Genomic DNA, 21,212 nt, shown 5'->3' with positions numbered 1-21,212 from the left:
CTCTCGGCTCCCACAACCCCGCGCGCGCCGCGCCCCCCGCGGGGGGGGGGGGGGGGGCGGGGGCCGGGGGGGGGGCGGGGGGGGTGGGGGGGGGGGGGGGGGCCCCGGGGGGGGGCGGGGGCCCCCCACCCCAGGTGTCAATCCTCCAGCATCGCCGCTCCGTATCCGACCGGCGCCGACAGGATCAGGAAGAGCCAGTCGCGGTCCTGGGCCTCGGTCTTGAACAGGCGCGCGGCCTCGCTGGTGTCGCTGGTGAAGAGGTGCCAGGCGTCGCTGAAGTCACCAGCGTTCCGAGCGACGGCGATCAGGCAAAGGCCGAGGAGTGTGCCCAGGTAGGTGCCGAGCGGGGTGGCCAAGGCGCAGGTCACGGCGACCGACTGGCTGTGGCTGCTGTAGTTTCCGGCGATGAAGCCGGTGACTGCGGCCATCACCAAGGCACCCCACGTCATCAGCTCTGCCTGGTCCTTGATGACATAAGCCCAGACCAACGACAGGCCGGCCGTCATGCCGAGTGCGATCAGGATGCCTGTGCCCTCGTCGTCGTTGCTCGACTCGCTCATCCCGGCCCCCCTTTGAGATGCGGCGGCCTCTGCGACCAGGGGCGCGCCTGTGGCCACGCACCACCATAGACAAGAGCCCGGGCTTGAGCAGCACCCCGGAAATCACGCGTCCCTGAGGAGGGAGCCGCCGATGGGCCGCATCAAGGCGGGCGAGCCGCACCGACCGCGTCCGGAGTCCCCTACGGCTGCCGCCGTACATCGCGGTCGGCCTCGACGGGCCGGCTCTGGCGCCGGTGTGGGACGAGAACACGGACCGGCCCCTCGCCGAACACGGCGAAACGCTGGTCATCGTCGCACCTTTCCAGGAGCAGGCCCGCGTGCTCTGGAGTGACCTCGCGGCCGAGGCGCCCCGCGTCGGCACCCGCGACCTCTTGGTGAGCGACGCCGGCCAGGGTGAACACGGCTTCGGGCCGAGCGGGAGATGGAGGATCTTCGCGTGTGTGCTCTTGAGACGAGTGAAGGTGACTTGTCCCTGTACCGGTCGGCGAGGCTGGTGAGTCCCCCTCGACACGGCGACGCCGGCCGGCGGGGAGCCTCACACGACTTTCTTGGCGCGACCCGAGACCCCAGGATCAACCTGTTACGGGATGAAACGACGGGAGAGAACGACCCCTCAGGGGCGGAGGAACGGGTGGTTCAGGTGGGCGGTGGCCAGGAGGTGGCCGTGAGCGCGGGCGTCGGCGAGGAGATCCTGTCGGGTGCGTCGGGCCGTGGCCTGGTCCTGTTCCAGCCGGTACGCGATGCTCGGCGCGGCCAGCTGGACGGCGTGGACGAGGACGTCGCCGGTGACCATGACGCGCCTGCGGCCGCCGTCGACCAGCACGGACTGGTGTCCCACGGTGTGGCCGGGCGTCGGTACCGCGGTCAGTGACGAGCGGCCCGGGCCGCCCTGCACCCTGACCCGCCCGTCGATCAGGTGCAGCAGTCCGGCCCGGCGCAGGGGCTCGACCACGTAGGCCATGGCGCTGTCGTCGGCGGAAAGGGCGGCGATCTCCGCCCGCTGGACCACATGGCGGGCGTTCGGGAACAACGGGGTGCCGGCGGTGTCGACCGTCCAGCCGTAGTGGTCCTCGTGGAGGTGGGTCAGGACGACGGTATCGACGTCGTCCCGCCCGACGCCGGCGAGCCGGAGAACCTCCGGCAGGCGGCCCGGCACCGGGGCCCAGCCCGATGCCGGGCTGCCGACCGGCCCGATGCCGGTGTCGACCAGGGTGACGCGGCCGCCGGGCCTGCGGACGGCGTAGCAGCGGAAATCGAGTTCCCATGTGTCGCCCGGGCCGAAGGCGGCGGGGTCGAGCCGCTCGGCGCTCGCCCAGTCCGCGTCGCCGGCGTCGGGGAACCAGTTCTGCCGCGTCCCGGGGAAGGTCCCGTGTGCGTCCAGCAACGCCAGTACCTCATAGGGGCCGGCGTGGCAGGAGACGATGTGCGCGGTGCCGGTGCCGCGTTGGGACGCTGCCGCTGGGGCGCCGCTCGCGCCGGCCCACGCGGTGAGGGCGCCGAAGCCCGCGGCAGCGGCGCCCCGCAGGACTTGGCGGCGGCTCGGGGCGTCGCCCGTCGTCGGGACGTCTGCCGGAATGGGACGGTGGGTCATGGTCTCCTCCTGCGTGGTCTGGTCGTCGTGGCTGTCCCGCCATCGTGCGCGGGCCCCGACACGCCGGGGCTTGTACGTTCGCGTCCGGTTCGTGAGGTCCCGGGCAAGGGGGCCGCGCCCTGCGGTGAGCCCATGGCCGGGAAGCGAGGGGCTGCTCAAGGACGACGTCCGCCTTGCCGGCGTGCGCCGCGGCAGATGCCGCGCGGCTGGTTCGCCCCTGCGGCCCGCTCCGGTGTTCGGCCTGGTGCTGCTCGGGGATCGGTGTGCTGCGCGGCGGGGTCGGCGGCGTTCAGCGTGTGCTGGACACCGCCGGCGGGTACGTCGAACGCCGCCCTCGACTCCGAGCAGCACCCTCATCGGCTGGACCGTCGCCCTCCACCCCGCGACCCGCTCGGCCCCGGACCGCAGCCCCCGGTCCCCGTGCCCGCTGCGGCCGGTGCCGCGCCCGCGCTCAGGGGGGCTCCCGTCGGCGCCATGCCGGTGATCAGTCGATTCACGCATCGCTCACTTCCTCGGCGGACCCAAGCGGCGGGCGCTGCTGTCCCACCAGGATTCCGCCGCCCCCGCGGCCGGTCGACCAGATTCGGGCCACACCGAATAGTGAGCGAACAGCCTGATCGTCCCGTCACAAGACGCGTCCGCTGCACCACGACGAGGTGCGGCGGACGCGTGGAGAGCACCACCACGAACTGCAGGCACAGACCTTGACGGCCTGTGCCGGTGTCGGGGCTGTCACTGAGACAGCGGCGCCTGCCGGTGCGTGCGGATCAGCCCGGCTTCCTACGTCCGCTTGGGGCTCGGCGGCGCCGCATTCGCCTCGGATTTCTCACGGCCTGCCCGCCCGCGTTCGCGACCCCGACGGCCTGGACGTCATGTTCTTTCCCATGCTGTGCGCCGCAGGCGGATCGATCGCGAGCGCATGCTCGAGAGGACCCTCCGAGGCCGGGTCACCACACGGACATGGCAGGCGTGCCCGCCACGTTGAACGGCATGGTGAACGGCGACAGGTCATTGATGCGCTCGATCCAGCAGAGGCCGTCCAGTGTCTCCGCACCCTCGGTATGAGTGCCCAGGGACAAGGGGGCTCCGGCAGGGTCGGCGTGGGGAGGACGTCGTACGCGTCGAAGTACCGCGCCAAGCTACGGGCCACCCGGTTCCGCATCGCGAGAGCGGTGAGGAATTGCGCGCGCGTGCGCCCTTCCTACGTGAACGGTGCGTCGGGCGACACCGTCAACTCCACGACCAGCGGCGTCTGGAAGTACTTCTACCTCACCAAGTGAGGTGAGCGACGGCCGCCCCGCGGACGGATTCTCTGCGGGACGGCCGTCGGTTCTCCACCGCCGCCCGCCAGCTCGTACGGCTCCTGGAGGAGGCGGTCGGGGACGGCGGAGCGGCTACGGTCCGGTGTACGGCCCGGTCATGGCCAGGGGATCTCCGTGGAGGCCAAGTAGGCCAGGCCCCGGTCCTGCCAGATGCGTGCGTGGCGGGCCAGGCGGGCCCGGTGGTCCGGCCACGCCGGCGGCCGGCCGGTCCACGCCGTCTCCGCTACGGACGCGAGGCGAGGCAGCAGCAGAGTGGTCGCGTCGTCGAGCCCTTCGACGGACTCGCCGAAGAGCGTCGCCTCGATCCCGGCGATCCGCGCATCCGGGATCGCGTGGGAGGCCGGGTCCCATGCGGCGGCGTGCCGGGCCCCGCGCGGCCGGTAGGTGGGGAATCCCAGCCGGGCGGCGGTCGCGGCCTGGTCGGGTGGCGTCACGTCGCGGGCGTAGGCGCGATCCAGGTAGAGGTGGGACTGGGGGGACAGCAGGACGCGTCCGCCGCCCTCGACGACGCGGGCGACGTCGTGATCGGCGGGGGCGAAGAACGTCTTCATGGCCTTGATGAGCCCGAGGGTGAGTCCGGCCCTGAGCAGTTCGGGGCGACGGCTCAGCTCCTCCTCCGTGTCGGGCAGGTCCATCATCGCCACGTCCACCCAGAACTGGACGACGGTGTCCTCGGTGACTCCCGCCCGCGAAGACTCCTGCCAGGCCAGTGGCCGTTTCCCGGACGCCTCGACCAGGGCGCGCAGTTCGCGGATCGCGAGGGCGAAGCTCTCCGCGGTCATCCCGACGGCCTCGTCCCCGCCGATGTGCACGTAGGGACCGGAGGTCAGCCGGCACACGTCGGCCAGGATCGCGGCCACGATGTCGTGGGTCGCCGGGTCCGCCAGGTCGAGGGGCGGGACGAACGGGAAGCGGTCCGCCAGCCCTTCCGGTGCGGGCGCGGCCGGAAGTCCCGGCACGGCCTCTCGCAGGGCGGCGCAGTGGCCGGGCAGGTCGATCTCGGGGACGACGGTCACGAAGCGCTCTGCCGCGTACTGCTGCAGATCGCGGTAGTCGTCGGTGGTGTAGAACTCCCCCACCGTGCCGTTGTTCCCGCAGGCGGTCAGGCGGGGCACGGAGGGCACGTGCAGCCGCCAGCCCTCGTTGTCCGTCAGGTGCAGGTGCAGCACGTTCAGTTTGTAGAGCGCCGCGAGGTCGATAAGGCGACGCAGTTCGCCCGGGGTCAGGTAACCGCGCGCCGGATCGACCATCAGTCCGCGCCACGCGTAGTGCGGTGCGTCCGTCAGCTCCTGGAAGGCGAGCCCCGCAGCGGACGCGGTGAGCAACTGGACGGCTGTGGTGGCGGCCCGGAACACACCCTCGGGGGTGGCGGCCCGGCAGGTGATGCCGCGGTCGGTGACCGTGAGGCGGTAGGACTCGTCCATCGGTTGCGGCAGGCCCTGCGGGCTGACACCCACAGGAGTGCGGTGCGGTGCGGGCGACGCCGAGTCCAGGTCGAGGGTGAGGGCGAGATCGGCGTCTGCCGCGATGTCATCGGTGCCCGACGGCAGCAGACGCTTGCCCAGGTGGGGTTCCAGCAGTGCGCGCACGGCCCCGGCGACCGTGGCGAGACGCCCGTCGGTTGCGTGGATGCGCCAGGGCCCGGCGACGGGCAGGTCCCCGCCGCCGGCTACCACCGTGTGCCGCGCGGGGCGGGGAATGACTGCGTCCATGGTCTCCTCCGACGGGCTGGTCCGGAACCTTCACCGGTCGCTTGCGCCATCCGCGACCAGGGACCCGGCGTCCGTGTCAGGTCGGCGCCGGGCCCTGGTGCAGCGGGCCGTGTCCGCGGCGGCCCTGTCGCCTCTTCCTGCCGGACCGGGTCCGCCTGTACGCTAACACGAAAACCGATCAATGAACGCTTTTCACGGAGTCGCGCACGGCCGTCCGCCGCCCCGGCTCCACACGGAAGGAGTCCCTTCATGACCCCCTCGACCGAGCCTGGTCTCGTGCTGCCGGACGGCTTCCTCCTGGGTGCCTCCACCTCCGCCCACCAAGTCGAGGGGAACAACGTCTCCAGTGACTGGTGGGCCCTGGAGAACCGGCCTGGCAGCTTCGTCGCCGAGCGCAGCGGGGACGCGGCCGACAGCTTCCACCGCTGGCCGGAGGACATGGGGATGCTGAGCGAACTCGGCTTCAACGCCTACCGGTTCAGCATCGAGTGGGCCCGTATCGAGCCCGAGCGCGGACAGGTGTCCCGCGCGGCCATCGCCCACTACCGCGCCATGGTGAACGGCGCCCTGGAACGCGGCCTCACCCCGGTGGTGACGCTGCACCACTTCACATCGCCCCGCTGGTTCAGCGAACTCGGGGGCTGGGCGTCACCGGATGCGAGTGAGCTCTTCGCGGCCTACGCCCAGACGGCCACCGAGATCCTCTGCGCCGGTGTGCGCCACGTGGCCACCATCAACGAACCGAACATGATCGCGCTGATGCACAGCCTGATGCGCAGGGCTGCCCAGCGCTCCGACGGCGTCTCCACGGGCCCTCGGCCGACTCCGGCGGACGAAAGCCAGGAAGGTGCCGTGGCCTTCGATCCCGGCGCGGTCGAACCGGACGCCGAGGTCACCCGGGCGCTGATCCGCGCCCACCGGGCCGCATCCGCCGTTCTGAGGTCGTCCGGCCTCGGGCTGGAGGTGGGCTGGACGGTGGCCAACCAGGTCTACCATGCCGAGCCGGGAGCCGAGGACCGCATCGCCGCCTACGCCTGGCCGCGCGAGGACGTCTTCCTGGAAGCCGCCCGCGAGGACGACTGGGTCGGCGTGCAGGCGTACACCCGTCACCGGATCGGCCCCGACGGCCCGCTCCCCGTGCCGACGGGCGCCGCCACCACACTGACCGGCTGGGAGGTCTACCCGGAGGCCCTGGGCGAGGCGGTGCGGCACACGGCCGGTGTCGTCGGCCCGCACGTGCCCGTCCTGGTCACCGAGAACGGCATCGCCACCGGCGACGACGCCCTGCGGATCGCCTACACCACGAATGCCCTGGCAAGCCTGGCGGCGGCCATGCGCGACGGCGTCGACGTACGCGGTTATCTGCACTGGAGCGCCCTGGACAACTACGAGTGGGGTTCCTACCGGCCGACGTTCGGGCTCATCTCGGTCGACCCGCACACCTTCGCCCGCACACCCAAGGAGTCGGCCCGCTGGCTGGGCTCACTGGCCCGCGCCGGACGTATCCCCGGCGGCCCGGCCACCGCCCCCACCGGCGTCCCGGCCGCGGGTTAGGCTGGTCGGCATGGCGAAACGGGGTCCTTACGAGAAGGGCGAGGCGAAGCGCACCGAGATCCTGCACGCGGCTCTGGAGATCTTCGCGGCCGAAGGGTACCGGGGGACCTCGCTGCGCAAGGTGGCCGCCAGGTGCAATCTCAGCCTGCCCGGCCTGATGCACTACTTCGACTCCAAGGAAGACCTGCTGACGCAGGTGCTGCGGATGCGCGACGAGACGGCCCGCGTCCGGCAGGACGAGCGGACCAACCCGGAGAGTTACCGGGAGATCATCCGGGAGAGCGCCCGGACCCCCGGTCTGGTGGAGCTGTTCGTGTCCATGGCGGCGGCCGCCAGCGACCCCGGTCACCCGGCGCACGAGCACTTCGCCCAGCGCTATCCGGTCCTGCGGGATCGCGTCGCCGCCTTCGTCCAGAAGCGGATGGACGAAGGACGGATGACCACCGTGGTCCCCGCCGAACGCCTCGCGGTCCTGCTGCTGGCGGTGGCCGACGGCATCCAGCTGCAGTGGCTCATCGACCGGTCGGTGGACATGGAGCAGCCGATCGACGACATCATGCGGCTCCTCGCAGCAGAGCCGAGCGCCTGACCGGGAGGAGGCGCGGGGGACGCGCGGGGCGCCCGGCCAGGTCCACCACGGGCGGGCGGCCGCGACGCGCGGGTGACATTCGGGTCGAGGGACGGCCGGGTCGGGTCGAGGGACGGCCGGGTCGGGTCGAAGGGCGGCCAGGTCGTGTCGAGAGGTGTCGGGGCGGGGGGGGAGCCGGGTCAGGCCGAGGGGGTCGGGCCCAGGGGTGGCACGCGGACGCCGCGGGGCGGGAGCCGGTCTCGTACCGGCTCCCGCCCCGTCCGCCCCGTCCCTGCGCCGTTCGTGGACTGCCGCCCAGCGTCCCCCGTGCGAGTCGCCGTGCTGTGCGACGTCAGCTCCGGGCGGGGATACCCGCCGCCTCCCTGACGGCCGCCGTCCACTGCGCCCAGCGCGGATCCGGCCCCGACGACGGCTCCCAGGACATCGCCGTACAGACGTAGCCGACCGCGAGCCCGCTCTCCGGGTGGGCCATGCCGAGTTGGCCCCCCGCTCCGGCATGGCCCAAGGAGCCCTCGCCCAGCAGTGGTTCGCCCGGGCGGGGCAATTCGAAGCCGAGCCCGAAGCGGGACCGGTCCGGGCCGTCGAGCCGGTCCAGGGGCGCTGGTTGCGGCAGGTGGTCGGTGTGCGGGGCGCGTGCCCGGTTGAGGGTGGCGCTCGACAGCAGCCGCACGCCGTCGACCCTGCCGATGAGCGCCGCGTAGAGCCGGGAGAGCGAGCGAGCGTTGCCGATGCCCCCCGCGGCCGGAAGCTCGCAGGCCCTGCCCTGTCGCGTGCACAACGCGTCGATGACCGCGGTCAGTTCGGCCGCCGACGCCCGCAGCGCGCCGGCCAGCCTGCCGTCCGGGGAGAGACCGAGACCCGCGATCGCCGTCACGACCTGTTCGGCCGTGGGCGCGTCCCTGACGGCGAACTGCGGGACGAACCGGTGCTCCATCCGTTCCGGCAGCCCGATCCACAGGTCGAGTCCGAGCGGCCCGGCCACCTCCCGGGAGAAGAAGGAACCGACACTCGCCCCCGACACCCGGCGGACGACCTCTCCGACCAGATGGCCGTAGGTGAGGCTGTGGTAGAGGTAGGCCGATCCGGGAACCCACACCGGTCGCATCGCCGCGAGGGCGCTGACGCGTGCCTCCCAGTCCAGGTGCCCCGGCATCCCGACACCCGCGGGATCGTCGGTGAAGGCCGGTAGCCCGGCGCGGTGGGCGAGCAGGTCGGCCACCTTCGTGTCCACCTTGCCCTGCGCCGCGAACTCCGGCCAGTACCGTGCGACGGGCGCGTCCAGGTCCAGGACGCCCCGTTCGCACAGCACATGGGCGCAGACGGCGACCATGGCCTTCGACACGGACATCAGCACGCCGATCCGGTCCGGTCCGAACGGCCGTCCGTCCGGCGGCGCCGCGGTGCCCGTGGACCACAGGTCCACGACCAGCCGGCCGTGGTGATGGACGGCCAGCTGAGCGGCACCCGGATCATGCGCCTGGCCACGGGCGAAGGCGTCCCGCACCCGCTCCCAGCCGGGTTGCACACTCCCGCCGACCGCCACCACCGCCCCGTTCGTCACGTCACTCTCCTCCCTCGTCCCGACCGCCTTGGCCGTGCGCTGCGGCGGCGACCAGAGCGGCCAGTTCGGCCACATCCTCGGGCGGCACGGGACTCTGCGGAAACTCCGAGATCACGTCGAGCGGAATCCCCGCGAGGAACCTGCGCATCACCGGATCGTCCATGGCGCCCGGTCCCGCCCCCTGCGGCCTGGCCCGGGCGAACCTCTCGCTCAGCAGCGGCCCGCCCACGGGGTGCGCGAGCCACTCCGCGAGCGTGCTGCGTCCGCTCAGGCGCAGGCGGGAGAGGTCACCGGCGACGCTCACCTCGGCCGACAGGCGGATATCACGCGAGGAGGAGCCCGCCTCGATGCGGTAGACACCGCCCTCCACCCGTCGGCGGCCCTCGCGTTCGCTGTAGTACGCGAGGTCGTCACGTGCCAGCTCCACCACCACCTCGCGGCTCTCGCCGGAGGCCAGGGACACCGAGGCGAAGCCGCGCAGCTCCCTCGGCGGCCGAGCGACCACGGAGGCCGTCGGGCCACTGCTGTAGATCTGGACGACCTCGCGTCCCGTACGGCCCCCGGTGTTGGTGACGGTCAGCGACACGGTGAACGCCGCGCCCTCTTCGTCCTGGGCGACTCGCAGCCCGGAGTACGCGAACGTGGTGTACGACAGCCCGTGGCCGAAGGGATAGGCGACCTCGCAGTGGCGGGCGTCGTAGCCGCGATATCCGACGAAGACTCCCTCTCCGTACCGGACTCGGCCCTCCTCGCCCGGGAAGGAGAGGTGGCTGGGCGAGTCCTCCAGGCGCAGCGGGATGGTCTCGGCCAGCTTGCCGGAGGGATTGACCATGCCGAACAGCACCCGGGCGAGCGCCCCGCCGCCGGCCTGGCCGAGCAGCCAGCCCTCGACCAGGGCGGGGACGGCCGCCTGCCAGGGAGCTGTCCGTACCACGCCGCCGTTGGACAGCACCACGCACACCCTGGGGTTGACGGCCCGGACCCGTTCCAGCAGGCGCAGTTGGACGTCCGGCAGGTCGATGTGGTCGCGGTCGAAGCCCTCCGACTCGTCCTGGGCGGCAAGGCCGAGGAAGAGCACCACGGTGTCGCTCGCGGCCGCGAGCCGTACGGCTTCGTCGGCCAGGGCCATCTCCGCATCCGTGTCCACGTTCGCGTCCGGGGCCGGGGCCGGGCCCGGTGCCGCCTTGCCGGCCGTGTCCGCCGCCGCGGCGCCCGGGAGCACGTAGCCCGCGGCGAAGTCCACCCGGGCGCCGCGGGAGAGCCGGTGCAGGCAGTCCAGGGGTGTGTCCAGGCGGGTCGGCGTCACCTGGGAACTGCCCGCACCCTGGTAGCGCGGGGTGCGGGCCAGTTCACCGATGACCGCCACCCTTCCCGTCGTCGGATCGAGGGGCAGCAGTTCCGAGTCGTTCTTCAGGAGCACGATGCACCGCTCCGCGGCCTCTTGGGCGAGGCGGTGGTGCTCGTCGACGGGCACCTCGCGGTGAGGGGGTGCCACGCTGGTCGTGCGCCGGGCGAAGCGGACGAGCCGTTCCACCGCGGTGTCGAGCACCGACTCGTCGAGGTCGCCGCCGGCCACCGCGGCGACGACCTGGCGGTCGGTGCGCCCGTCCGTGCCCGGCATCTGGAGGTCGAGACCGGCGCGCAGCGCGGCGATGCGGTCGCGCACGGCGCCCCAGTCGGACATGACGATGCCCTCGAAGCCCCACTCGGTGCGCAGGATGTCCGTGAGCAGCCGGGTGTTCTCGGTCACCGGGACGCCGTTGACGCCGTTGTAGGAGGCCATGACGGACCAGGGGCGGTCGCGGCGGACGATGCGTTCGAAGGCCCGTAGATAGATCTCGCGCAGCGGCCGCTCGTCGACGTCGGCGCTGACCCGCATGCGGTCGGTCTCCTGGTTGTTGGCGGCGTAGTGCTTGAGTGCCGCCCCGACGCCCGCCTCCTGCAGGCCGCGGACCATCGCGCCACCCATCTCGGCCGACAGCAGGGGGTCTTCGGAGAAGTACTCGAAGTTGCGTCCGCACAGCGGTGACCGCTTGATGTTGACGCCGGGCCCGAGCACGACGTGGATGCCGTGGGCGCTCGCCTCCGCGGCGATCGCGCCGGCGACGCGGTGGGCGAGCTGGGGATCCCAGCTGCTGCCGAGGGCCGTGGCGGGCGGGTAGCAGGTGGCGGGAGCGGCGCTGTGCAGGTCGAGCTGTCCGCCGTCGCCGCTCTCCTTCGGCAGCCGCAGCCCGTGCGGGCCGTCGGACAGGGCGACCGCCGGGATGCCGCAGGAGGTGACGGCGGTGGTGACGAAGTCGCCGGCACCGCTGGTCAGCGCCGCCTTCTCGGCGAGGGTGAGCTGCGGCGGTGCCGGATCCTGGGCCGCTGGCGGTGGGGTCTGGTGGGTCATTCGGCGCACCTGTCGAGGTTTCGTGAGGCGGGGTGGGGCCGGGCCGCTGCTTCCAGGCTGCTGCGACGGGCCGCTCGCTGACGGTGTGTGAAGGACTTCCGGGCCGGTGCGGGTGAGCCGCGTCGACGGCCGGATGATCTAAAAACCATAAATTGATCGGTTTTCACTGTCAAGACTTTCTACCGGCGAGTAAGGGGCGAGTCCCGTCGGTCGATTCCGCTCCGCGCAACCTATTGACGAGCAGAAACCGATCAACTTACGGTTTTCGCGCTCGAGCCGCGCCGCTCCGGGACAGCGTCCTGATCCCGCCGCCGCGCCTCCTTCCGCTCGCCGATGAAACGAGGACCGGACATGTCCCCAGCCAGTCAGCCGTCCGCCCCGCCCGCCGCGGGACACACGTCCCGCAGTGCGTCCCCGCACGGCACCGGCACCTCCCGAAGGGCGCTGCTGCGCACCGGCGTCGCGACCGCGGCAGCCATCGCCCTACTGGCCGGCGCGACGGCGGCCGCCACCGCGGCCCCCGCACCGGAGCACCCTGCCGGGCGCACCGCCCAGCGCGCCGCCGGCGAGGTGCGTTACGTCGCGCTCGGGGACTCCTACAGTTCCGGCCTCGGCATCCCCGAGCAGACCGACTCCCTCTGCGGGCGCTCCTCGAACAACTACCCGTCGCTGGTGGCGCGTGCCGTCGGCGCGACGTCGTTCACCGACGTGACCTGCGCCGGAGCCGACACCAGCGACATGACAGGCCGCCAGGACTCGGCCCCGCCGCAACTCGACGCCCTGCGCCCCGACACCACCCTGGTCACCCTGGGCATCGGCGGCAACGACCTGGACCTGGGCGGCGTGATCACACGCTGTGTGCTCCTCGGATACCTGGCGCCGAACGGCTCCCCCTGCAAGCAGAGCTACACCCTGCTCGGTACCGACGAGATCGGTTCCCGCATCAACACCACGGCACCCAGGATCGACACGGTCCTCGCGGAGATCCACGCCCGGTCCCCGCGCGCGAGGGTGCTGCTGGTGGGCTACCCGGCCCTCTTCCCCGACGACGGCACCGCGTGCCGGGAGACGGTCGCGCTCGCCACGGGAGACTTCCCCTGGGTCCGGGACAAGGAGAAGCAGCTCAACACGATGCTCGCCCAGCAGGCCAACGTGTACGACGCCACCTACGTCGACGCCTACCGGCCCTCGATCGGGCACGACGTGTGCAAGTCCGCGGGCGTGCGCTGGATCGAACCCGGCGACTCGGCGGAAGCCGCCGGGTTCCACCCCAACGCGGCCGGGCACCGGAGTACGGCCGATGCGGTTCTCGCGTCGCTCACGCGCTGACGCCGGCCTGTCCCCCGCCGCCTTCGGGGTCGAGTCCCAGCCGGCGCAGGAAGTCGCGTACCAGTTCCTCCATCTCCACGGCGTCCGGCTCCATCAGCCACTGCGTCTGCAGACCGTCCATCAGCGCCAGCAACTGCCGTGCCGTGACCGCCGGATCGCCCTGAGCCTGCGGGGCGACCTCGGCCCGCAGGGCCTCGACGAGCACCGTCATCTCCTCCCGAAGGATGCGGTAGCGCTCCCTGAAGTAGTGGTGGGCGGGGTGCTGGGGGTCGGTGGCCTCCGCGGAGAGTTTCGTGTAAAGCGCGACGAGTCCCGGAGTCCGACTGTTGCGCGCCACCAGACCTACCAGCAGGCGCAGCCGTTCACCCGGACCTGGCTCGGGGGTGCCCGGGTGAACGATGCCGGGGAAGACCGACTGCGCGTCGATCCTGTCGCGGCGGCCGAGCACCTCGATCAGCAGGGACTCCTTGCCCGGAAAGTGGTGCAGCACCCCGGCGTGCGTCAGCCCCGCGTGCGCGGCGATGTCACGCAGCGACACGGCGTTGAAGCCGGAACGTGAGAACAGTTCGGTCGCGGAGTCGAGAATGCGGGCCCGTGTGCGTTCGCCCTTCGACGGGCGTCGCGGAACACTCTCGGGTCGTTCGCTCAACTCTGCGGCCTCCTGCCGTCGTCCGACCGGCGCCCGCCGCAGGGCGGGGGCGCGTCCCCGCCCTGCGGCGGTTGTCACAGGCAGCCTGCCACGGTTCCCCGCCGCTGCGGGCCGTCCGGTGCGGCGGCCGGTCGGCACCGGCCACCGCCCGCTGCCGACCGGCCGACGGCCGGCGCAACTCCCCTGGTCAACTCCATCCCGAAAAACCTACCAAGTGGTTAATTCCACGGGTAAGCTCACCGCCAATCTCGCCCGGGACGCCCTCCCCGGCCCTCCAGACGGAGCGAATCTCATGAGCAGAAACACCCGAAGCGGGGCCGTCGCCGCATGCGCGGCGGCGTCCCTCGCCCTCGCGGGATGCACCGGCTCCGGCACCGGGAGCGCCGGCTCCTCCACGCTGAACATCGCGACCCTGACCTTTCCGCAGAGCCTCGACCCCACGCAGGCGGTCGGCAGTGCCCTGCCCTTCTTCCAGGCCACGTACGACACACTCGTCAAGCGGGAGCCTGACGGCGCCTTCAGCCCGATGCTCGCCACCTCCTGGAAGTACAACTCCGACCGCACCGAACTCGCCCTCACGCTGCGCAAGGACGTGAAGTTCGCCGACGGCACCGCCTTCGATGCCGCAGCGGTCAAAGCGAACATGGAGCGCTTCAAGAAGGGCGGCGGCGCCGACGCGAAGTGGCTGAACGACCTGGACTCGGTCGACGTCGCGGACGCCTCGCACGTCACCCTGAAACTCAAGCAGGCCGACCCCGCCATGCTGTTCTACCTGAGCGACGCGGCCGGCCTCATGGCCAACCCGGCGAAGTTCGCGAAGGCCGACAGCCTCAAGACGACCCCTGACGGCACCGGCCCCTATCGCCTCGTCAAGGCACGCACGACGATCGGCACCAAGTGGGTCTACCAGCGCAACGACGACTACTGGGGCAAGCGACTCCCCTACGAGAACCTCACGATCAGCTTCTTCGACAACGAGACGGCGATCGTCAACGGCCTCAAGACCGGACAGGTGAACGCCGCCCTCCTGCAGACCGCCGACCAACAGATCAGCGTCGAGTCCGATGCCAGGATGAAGACGGCGAAGCAGGAGTTCGACTTCCAGGGGCTGCTGCTCTTCGACCGCGACGGGAAGCTGACCCCGGCCCTGAGGGACCCCCGCGTCCGCCAGGCACTGAACCGCGCGGTCGACCGCGCGGCCATGCTCCACGCCATCCGCCAGGACCGCGGTCAGGTCACCGACCAGGTCTTCGGTCCCGGCACCCAGGGGTACGACAGGCGGCTGGACACGTACTACCCCCACGACCCGGCCAGAGCCAGGGAGTTGCTGAAGGAAGCGGGCTACGCCCAGGGCTTCACACTGAAACTGCCGCGCATCGCCGCCATCGTCAATGACGCGCTCGCATCGTCGCTGGCCACCGACTTCAAGGCCATCGGCGTCAAGCTGGTCTGGGACGACCTCGACGGCGGCTCGGCGGTCCGGAAGGTGTTCACCGACCGTGCGTACTCAGGCCTCGTCATGAACATCGGCCAGTCCGCGTCCGACTGGGTCGTCGTCAACGAACTGGTCACCCCCGGCGCCTTCAACATGTTCGGCACCACCGACCCCACCGTGCGCGAGCTGATCCCGCGGATCCAGACCAGCAGCGGCGAGCAGGCGAAGCAGGCCGCACGGGCCCTGAACGAACACCTCGTGAAGTCAGGCTGGTTCGTCCCCTTCTACCGGATGACCTACCTGCACGTCTCGGACGGCACGGTGAAGATCACCCCGCAGTCCGGCATGGCCGTCCCCTCGATCTACAACTACACCCCCGTCAAGTGAGTCCGCCAAGGGGGCGGTCGGGCGGGAACCCGCGCGACCGCTCCCGGCGGCCGGTCACGGATACCGAGTGCCATGCTGAACTTCGTCGCCCGCAGGATCGCGGCCGGAGCCCTGCTCCTGCTCGTCCTGTCGTTCCTCACCTACCTGCTGCTGTCGATCGCGGACGTGGACGTCGGCCGCCAGCTCCTCGGCCAGAGCGCCGATCAGGCGGCCGTGGACGCCAAGAACGCCTCGCTGGGCCTGGACCGCCCGGTCCTCGCCCAGTACGCCGACTGGCTCGCCCACGCCGTCCGTGGTGACCTCGGCACCTCCTGGTTCACCAGCGAGGACGTCGGCGAGGCCGTCGCGGGCCGGCTGCCGGTCACCGTGAGCCTGATGCTGGGCGTCACGCTCGTCACGACCGTCGTGTCGTTCCTGCTCGGCGTCTGGGCGGGAGTCCGGCGCGGCGCCGTGGACCGCTTCGTCCAGATCCTGGGCGTCGTCGGCTACGCGCTCCCGGGCTTTCTCGTCACCCTGGTCATCGTGCTGGTCTTCGCGGTCCGCCTCGGCTGGTTCCCCGCCATCGGATACACCGCGTTCACCCAGTCCCCCGGCGGCTGGCTGTCCACCATCACGCTGCCGGTCCTGTCCCTGTCGGTGGCATCCGTGGCGGGCGTCTCCCAGCAGGTGCGCGGCGCGGTGATCGACGTACTGCGCCAGGACTACGTCCGGACCCTGCGCGCCCGCGGCCTGCCCGCCTCCCGGATCGTGTTCCGACACGTCCTGCGCAACGCCTCGGCGCCGGCGCTGTCCGTCCTCGGCATGCAGTTCGTGGGCCTGCTCGGCGGAGCCGTGCTGGTGGAGCAGATCTTCGGGCTCCCCGGCATCGGCAGCATGACCGTCACCTACACCACCCGCGGCGACATCCCCGTGATCATGGCGCTCGTCATGCTCAGCGTGGCCGGCGTCGTCCTGATCAACCTCCTGGTCGACATCCTGATCGGCTGGCTCGACCCGAAGGCGAGGGCCGCATGAGCGAGCACCTTCCCGCCGACGCGCCCGCGGCGGCCCGCACGGGGCTCCCCGGCCCCGCCGCCGGGCCCGCCGGCGAACCACCGGCCCACCGCACAGGCGCCGTCCGACGTCTGCTGAGGCACCCGCTCGGCGCCCTCTCCGCCGCCGTGCTGCTGCTCCTGGTCGCGGCCGTGTGCCTGGCACCGCTGCTCTCCCCGCAAGGCCCCCAGGTCTCCTCGCTCGGCGACGCCTTCGCCGCACCCAATGGCGCGCATCCGCTGGGCATGGACTCCGCCGGCCGCGACATCCTCTCGCGCATCCTCTACGGCGGGCGCAACACCCTCGGCGGAGCCCTGATCGCCCTCGGGATCGCTCTCGTCCTCGGGGTGCCGCCGGGTCTGTACGCGGGCTACCGCGGCGGCTGGTTCGACTCCCTCACCAACTGGGTCGTCGACCTCGTCATGGCCCTGCCCGCCATGGTGGTGCTGCTCGCCTCCCGTGCCATCCTCGGCCCCCGCGTCTGGGCCCTGATGACGGTGCTCGGCGTGCTCGCGGCGCCGAGTTTCTTCCGCCTCGTGCGCGGCGTGGTCGCGGGCGTACGCGGAGCGCTCTACGTCGACGCCGCGAAGGTGTCGGGCCTGTCCGACGCCCGCATCGTCGCCCGGCACATCCTCATCGTCGTGCGCGGCCCCGTCATCATCCAGGTGGCCCTCGTCACCGGCATCGCCATCGGGCTCCAGGCCGGTCTGGAATTCCTGGGGGTCGGCAGCGGATCGGCCGCGACCTGGGGGGCGATGCTCAACGAAGCGTTCCAGAACATCCAGCGCGCGCCGCTGCTGATGCTGTGGCCGGGCCTCGCTCTCGGTCTGACCAACGGCTGCCTCGTCCTGCTCGCCGGGGCCCTGCGCGACGTCCTGGAGGACCGGAGCGCCGAAACGGCCGCGCCCCGCCGGGCCCGGCACGGCGCCGCCCACCCGCCCCCTCCCACTGTCGCCGCCGCCGCCGCGAAAAACTTGCCCGCCGGCAGCTCCGACCGCTCCGGGCTGCTCTCGGTGCGCGGCCTCACCGTCGCCTACGCCCAGCCGGACGGCACCCGCAAGCAGGTCGTGCACGGCGTCGACCTCGACGTCCGCGCCGGTGAGATCGTGGGCCTGGTCGGCGAGTCCGGCTCCGGCAAGACGCAGACCGCCTTCTCCGTGCTGGGCATCCTGCCGGACGGCGGAGCGGTCAGCGGCGGAAGCATCACCGTCAAGGGACGGGAAGTCACCGGCCTGCCCGAACGCGCCTACCGCGCCCTGCGGGGCGGCACGGTGGCCTACGTCCCCCAGGAACCCATGAGCAACCTGGACCCCGCATTCACCGTCGGCAGCCAGCTCATGGAACCCATGCGGCACGTCCTCGGCATCTCCCGCCGGGAAGCGGCCCGCCGCGCCGCCGACCTGCTGCGCATGGTGGAGATCCCCTACCCCGAGCGCACACTGCGTCTGTACCCCCACCAGATCTCCGGCGGCATGGCCCAGCGCGTCCTGATCGCCGGTGCGATGTCCTGCGACCCCGAACTCCTCATCGCCGACGAGCCCACCACCGCGCTCGACGTGCGCGTCCAGGCTGAGGTCCTCGACCTGCTGCGCCGCCTGCAGAAGGACCGCGCCCTGGGCGTGCTCCTGGTCACCCACGACCTCGGCGTCGTCGCGGACCTGTGCGACCGCGTCGCGGTGATGAACGCCGGCCGGATCGTAGAGACCGGCAGCGCCGAAGAGGTTCTCCACGCCCCCCGCGACCCCTACACCCGAACCCTGCTCGGCGCCGTGCTCGACGAGGCCCCGCCCAGAGCCCCCTGGCGGGCCCGAGAGACAAGGAGCGCCACCGCATGACCGCGACCGAAGCCGCCACCTCCACGGACATCCTGCTCCAGGTGCGGGACCTGCGGGTCTCCTTCCGCGGCAAGGGCCGGCGTGCTCCGCGCACGGAGGTGCTCAAGGGCGTCTCGTTCGACATCCGACCGGGCGAAACGCTCGGCCTGGTCGGCGAGTCCGGTTCGGGCAAGACGACCATCGGCCGCGCGGTCCTCGGACTCGTCCCGGTCCGGTCAGGCACCATCACCTTCGCCGGTGAACGCATCGACCAGGCCCCTGCCGCCCGCCGCCGCCGGCTGAGCCGCGACCTCCAGGTCGTCTTCCAGGACCCTTACACCTCGCTGAACCCCTCCCTCACCATCGGGGACACCCTCGCCGAACCCCTGCTCGGACACGGCATCGGCACCAAGGAGGCTCGCGGCCGGGTCGGTGAACTGCTCGCCCGTGTCCACCTCCCCGCCGACGCGGCGGCCCGCCTGCCCCGCGAGTTCTCCGGCGGGCAGCGCCAACGCGTCGCCATCGCCCGCGCACTTGCCCTGCGACCCCGGCTCGTCATCTGTGACGAGCCGGTGTCCGCCCTCGACCTCACCACCCGGCGAACCGTTCTCGACCTGCTCCTGGAGATCCAGGAACAGACCGGGATCGCCTACCTCTTCGTCACCCACGACCTGTCGGTCGTGCGCTTCATGAGCCACCGGGTCGCGGTGATCCACCACGGGGACATCGTGGAAGCAGGCGACGCCCGCACCGTCACCACCACACCGCAGCACGAATACACCCGCGCGCTGTTGCTCTCCGCCCCGGTGGCGGATGTCCCCGAGCAGCGTCGGCGCAGACAGACCGCGCGCGGAACGCTCAGCTCCTGACGGCAAGGGCTGCCGTCAGGGGGTGAGCCGGGAGTCCGACAACGACTACCGACTTCGGCTTGTCAAGGTCACGTGAGTTCATCGAGGTCCAGGCCGGTGCCGGCTATCAAGCCGTCGAGGGTGTCGGGCCGGTACTGGAGGCGTTTGAGCCGGTTGCGTACGAGGGTTTCGAGCCGGCCGAGGGCGACCACGGCGAGGTTGGCCAGGCTGCGCTTGACGTGCGGCCATACCCACTCGACCGGGTTAAGGTCGGGCGAGTACGCGGGCAGCAGGAACACCGTCAGCCACTCGCGCTCGGCGATCAGCTCACGCATGACGCGGGACATGTGAGTGTTCAGCCGGTCCCACACCAGCATGATGGGCGCCTTGACCTCTTCGAGGAGGGCGGGGAAGCCTGCGAGTGGCGATTATTACGTCCTCGCAGGTCACGCCGCGTGTGCGTGCTCGTGGGGGATGCCGCCGAGTCGATCACGTCGGCGAACGTCGAGGTAATGGAGTCGGTCCGGGGCAGTGATCGGTTCGGGGGCTGGCCGAAGCGGTGCCGCACTGTGCAGGGTGCGTTGGTAGAGACGTCGAGGTAGGGCAGTCGCAGCAGCACGATCCATCAGCCTGACACGTCCATCCGGCAACCGGTGGCCATTCACGAGAACGCGCCGGTCACAGGCCATGGACGGAGTTTTCGGCACCCACAGGCCAGACCAAGATCGGGGACAGGAACCACTTCGGCCGCGAGTTCGAGGAACTGCTCGCCGACTTGGACGTCCGCATCCTCCGGCCGGCCCGCGGGGCGAGCCCCCAGCGGGCCGGTTCGAAGCTGTTCCACCCCCCGCGGCAGGTCGTCGAGTCGGTCAGCGAGACCTTCAAGGGCCGGCTCGGCCTCGAGCGACATCGAGGCCGGGCCCCCGGCGGGGGTACCCGTCCCAGTCCGGGACAGCGGGGAGTCGTCAGAGGTAGGTGTTCGAGATGTGCCGGCCGACCGCGTCCCCGGTGGCCAGGCCTTGTTCGCCGTCCCACCGGTAGTGGACGCCCAGGAAGACGCGGCTGAGGGTGTTCTCTTCGGCGGCCGCGGACAGAGTGTTGAACGACCGGTACACGCCGCCGTTGTAGGAGTCGTTCGTAGTGGCCGAGAAGGCGATGTTGTCGGTGGCGAAGTAGAGGCGCAGCACGGCGGCCCAGGCGCCCGCGAAGGTGGCGTGCCCGGAGATGTAGGCGGGGAAGGGCGGGGTGAAGCTGCTGCCGTCGTCGCGCGAGGACAGGGGCCGCCAGTCCGGGTCGGCCGTGGTGGCGTCGTTGCCGTCGGTGTCGGCGCGGTTTATCGCCGAGACGGGGCGCCACAGGTCGATCGGGGTGTTGTACTTGGCGTCCCAGGACGCGATGGCCGCGTCGGCCAGGGCCATGGCCAAGAGGGCGAACAGCCTGGCGTTCTGGACGACGGTGAGCGTCCTCTTACGGGCGATGATGCGGGTGTGCTGGAAGAGCTGCGAGGGGGGCTTGTAGGTGCCGTCCAGGTCGTTCGCCCAGAACTTGGCGATCTCGGTCTGTTCGGCAGTGCGCAGGATCGTGGTGCGCTGGGTGTCGCTGTGGCCTCCGAACCGGCGTACCTCGTCGACCTGCTCCGCGTACTGCGCACTGCGCAGCAATGCCTGGTAGGTGGCGAAGCCGCCCGGGAGCGGGGGCCGGAACTGGCTGGACGAGCTCATGCCGAACGGCTTGAGGCTGCCCCACTGCGGGGTAGCCGCGGACTCCGGCCCCGTGGCCAGCCAGGCGCCCGGTTCGCCGTCGGGGGTATAGACGGCAGGGGCGAGTGCGCCGTCGTTGGAGCGGGCGTTGAGCAGGGCGTCGGCGGCGGCCTTGCCGATGGCGCTGCCGCGGTCCTTCTCCGCCTGGGTCACGGTGGAGGCATCCTGCGACAGGGCCCAGGTGTGGTTGCCCTGGAAGGAGGTGATGGCCGGATACAGGTTGCGCAGTACGGTGTACGCGGCGGTGCAGATGGCCGCGTTCAGCGAAGCCGCCCCGAGAACCGGCTGCTTGACCACGTACGGTCGCCCGATCGGAGTGACGGAGTTGGCCGCATCGTACATCGCCAGGTGCATGATCGCGGCGCTGCGGGCCAGCGGACCGGGTGCCCCGCCGACCTGCCGCACCACGTCTTCCAGGATCTTGCTCCAGTAGTGCACCGGTTCGTACGGCGCAGCCTCGGCCCGCGCCTCGAACGCCGGCAGTACCACGGTGGCTGCTCCCGCGCTCAGGCCTGCCAGCACGGCCCGGCGCGTCGGCGCCCACCTCGGTCTGTCCCCGCCCCGCGTTTCAGATGCCCTCATGGCAGTCAGTCCCTCCCCGGTTCGACGATCGTCAGGAATGCTGAGCGCAGCGGCGTGTGTACGCCAGGCCATGGGTGAGGTTCGGCTGGAAGCCG

14 protein-coding genes and 2 pseudogenes are annotated in these 21,212 nt (G+C 71.6%); 7 read left to right on the top strand and 9 right to left on the bottom strand.

The genetic code is table 11. The features are described from left to right. Positions 1-137 precede the first annotated feature (137 nt). From ACF061_RS31415 to ACF061_RS31400, 4 genes and pseudogenes are all read right to left on the bottom strand, one after another. Positions 138-560, bottom strand: coding sequence for a hypothetical protein (locus tag ACF061_RS31415; protein WP_392270385.1), 423 nt, complete (start codon positions 558-560; stop codon positions 138-140). Positions 561-1,173: 613 nt separating this feature from the next. Next, the gene (locus ACF061_RS31410; RefSeq protein WP_392270384.1) at positions 1,174-2,151 is read right to left on the bottom strand and encodes an MBL fold metallo-hydrolase; all 978 of its coding nucleotides are present in this window, start codon (positions 2,149-2,151) and stop codon (positions 1,174-1,176) included. Between the two features lie 953 nt (positions 2,152-3,104). Further along, positions 3,105-3,337: pseudogene (locus tag ACF061_RS31405) on the bottom strand (amidase family protein); the annotation flags it as partial. Positions 3,338-3,568: 231 nt separating this feature from the next. After that, on the bottom strand, positions 3,569-5,185 hold the full coding sequence (locus ACF061_RS31400) for a family 20 glycosylhydrolase (RefSeq protein WP_392270383.1): 1,617 nt from the start codon (positions 5,183-5,185) through the stop codon (positions 3,569-3,571). 249 nt (positions 5,186-5,434) lie between these two features. On the opposite strand from ACF061_RS31400, the gene ACF061_RS31395 reads away from it, so the two are divergent. Next, positions 5,435-6,739 (top strand): glycoside hydrolase family 1 protein, encoded by a 1,305-nt coding sequence (locus ACF061_RS31395; RefSeq protein ID WP_392270382.1) that lies wholly within the window; start codon positions 5,435-5,437, stop codon positions 6,737-6,739. 10 nt (positions 6,740-6,749) lie between these two features. Next, on the top strand, positions 6,750-7,328 hold the full coding sequence (locus ACF061_RS31390) for a TetR/AcrR family transcriptional regulator (RefSeq protein WP_392270381.1): 579 nt from the start codon (positions 6,750-6,752) through the stop codon (positions 7,326-7,328). Positions 7,329-7,659: 331 nt separating this feature from the next. Here ACF061_RS31390 and ACF061_RS31385 read toward each other — a convergent pair whose 3' ends face one another. Together ACF061_RS31385 and ACF061_RS31380 are read right to left on the bottom strand one after the other, a co-directional pair. Further along, the gene (locus tag ACF061_RS31385; protein WP_392270380.1) at positions 7,660-8,889 is read right to left on the bottom strand and encodes a serine hydrolase domain-containing protein; all 1,230 of its coding nucleotides are present in this window, start codon (positions 8,887-8,889) and stop codon (positions 7,660-7,662) included. Between the two features lies 1 nt (position 8,890). Continuing rightward, complete coding sequence (locus ACF061_RS31380; protein ID WP_392270379.1) at positions 8,891-11,281, bottom strand: glycoside hydrolase family 3 C-terminal domain-containing protein; 2,391 nt, start codon at positions 11,279-11,281, stop codon at positions 8,891-8,893. Positions 11,282-11,632: 351 nt separating this feature from the next. On the opposite strand from ACF061_RS31380, the gene ACF061_RS31375 reads away from it, so the two are divergent. After that, positions 11,633-12,610 carry an SGNH/GDSL hydrolase family protein gene (locus ACF061_RS31375; protein WP_392270378.1) on the top strand — a complete coding sequence of 326 codons (978 nt, stop codon included), beginning with the start codon at positions 11,633-11,635 and terminating at the stop codon, positions 12,608-12,610. On the opposite strand, the gene ACF061_RS31370 is transcribed toward ACF061_RS31375, so the two are convergent. After that, positions 12,600-13,259, bottom strand: coding sequence for a TetR/AcrR family transcriptional regulator (locus ACF061_RS31370; RefSeq protein WP_392270377.1), 660 nt, complete (start codon positions 13,257-13,259; stop codon positions 12,600-12,602). The genes ACF061_RS31375 and ACF061_RS31370 overlap by 11 nt on opposite strands. 292 nt (positions 13,260-13,551) lie before the next feature. Between ACF061_RS31370 and ACF061_RS31365 the strand changes: the two genes are divergently transcribed. The 4 genes from ACF061_RS31365 to ACF061_RS31350 all read left to right on the top strand — a co-directional run bounded on the left by ACF061_RS31365 (position 13,552) and on the right by ACF061_RS31350 (position 18,796). Beyond that, entirely contained in the window at positions 13,552-15,081 is a 1,530-nt protein-coding gene (locus ACF061_RS31365; RefSeq protein WP_392270376.1) for an ABC transporter substrate-binding protein, read from the top strand. A 72-nt stretch (positions 15,082-15,153) separates the two neighbouring features. Continuing rightward, on the top strand, positions 15,154-16,095 hold the full coding sequence (locus ACF061_RS31360) for an ABC transporter permease (protein WP_392270375.1): 942 nt from the start codon (positions 15,154-15,156) through the stop codon (positions 16,093-16,095). Continuing rightward, positions 16,092-17,948, top strand: a complete 1,857-nt coding sequence (locus ACF061_RS31355) for a dipeptide/oligopeptide/nickel ABC transporter permease/ATP-binding protein (protein ID WP_392270374.1) — start codon at positions 16,092-16,094, stop codon at positions 17,946-17,948. The genes ACF061_RS31360 and ACF061_RS31355 overlap by 4 nt, the downstream gene beginning before the upstream one ends. Then, complete coding sequence (locus ACF061_RS31350; protein ID WP_392270373.1) at positions 17,945-18,796, top strand: ATP-binding cassette domain-containing protein; 852 nt, start codon at positions 17,945-17,947, stop codon at positions 18,794-18,796. The genes ACF061_RS31355 and ACF061_RS31350 overlap by 4 nt, the downstream gene beginning before the upstream one ends. A gap of 68 nt (positions 18,797-18,864) precedes the next feature. Here the strand turns inward: ACF061_RS31350 and ACF061_RS31345 are convergent. Then, positions 18,865-19,167: pseudogene (locus ACF061_RS31345) on the bottom strand (transposase); the annotation flags it as partial. A gap of 573 nt (positions 19,168-19,740) precedes the next feature. Then, positions 19,741-21,057, bottom strand: a complete 1,317-nt coding sequence (locus ACF061_RS31340; RefSeq protein ID WP_392270372.1) for a vanadium-dependent haloperoxidase — start codon at positions 21,055-21,057, stop codon at positions 19,741-19,743. Between the last annotated feature and the right edge of the window lie 155 nt (positions 21,058-21,212).

Source organism: Streptomyces sp. NPDC015220 (genome assembly GCF_043079345.1).
Taxonomy (GTDB): Bacteria; Actinomycetota; Actinomycetes; order Streptomycetales; family Streptomycetaceae; genus Streptomyces.
The sequence above is the reverse complement of the archived record's forward strand: the minus strand, read 5'-3'. Positions and strand labels throughout refer to the sequence as shown.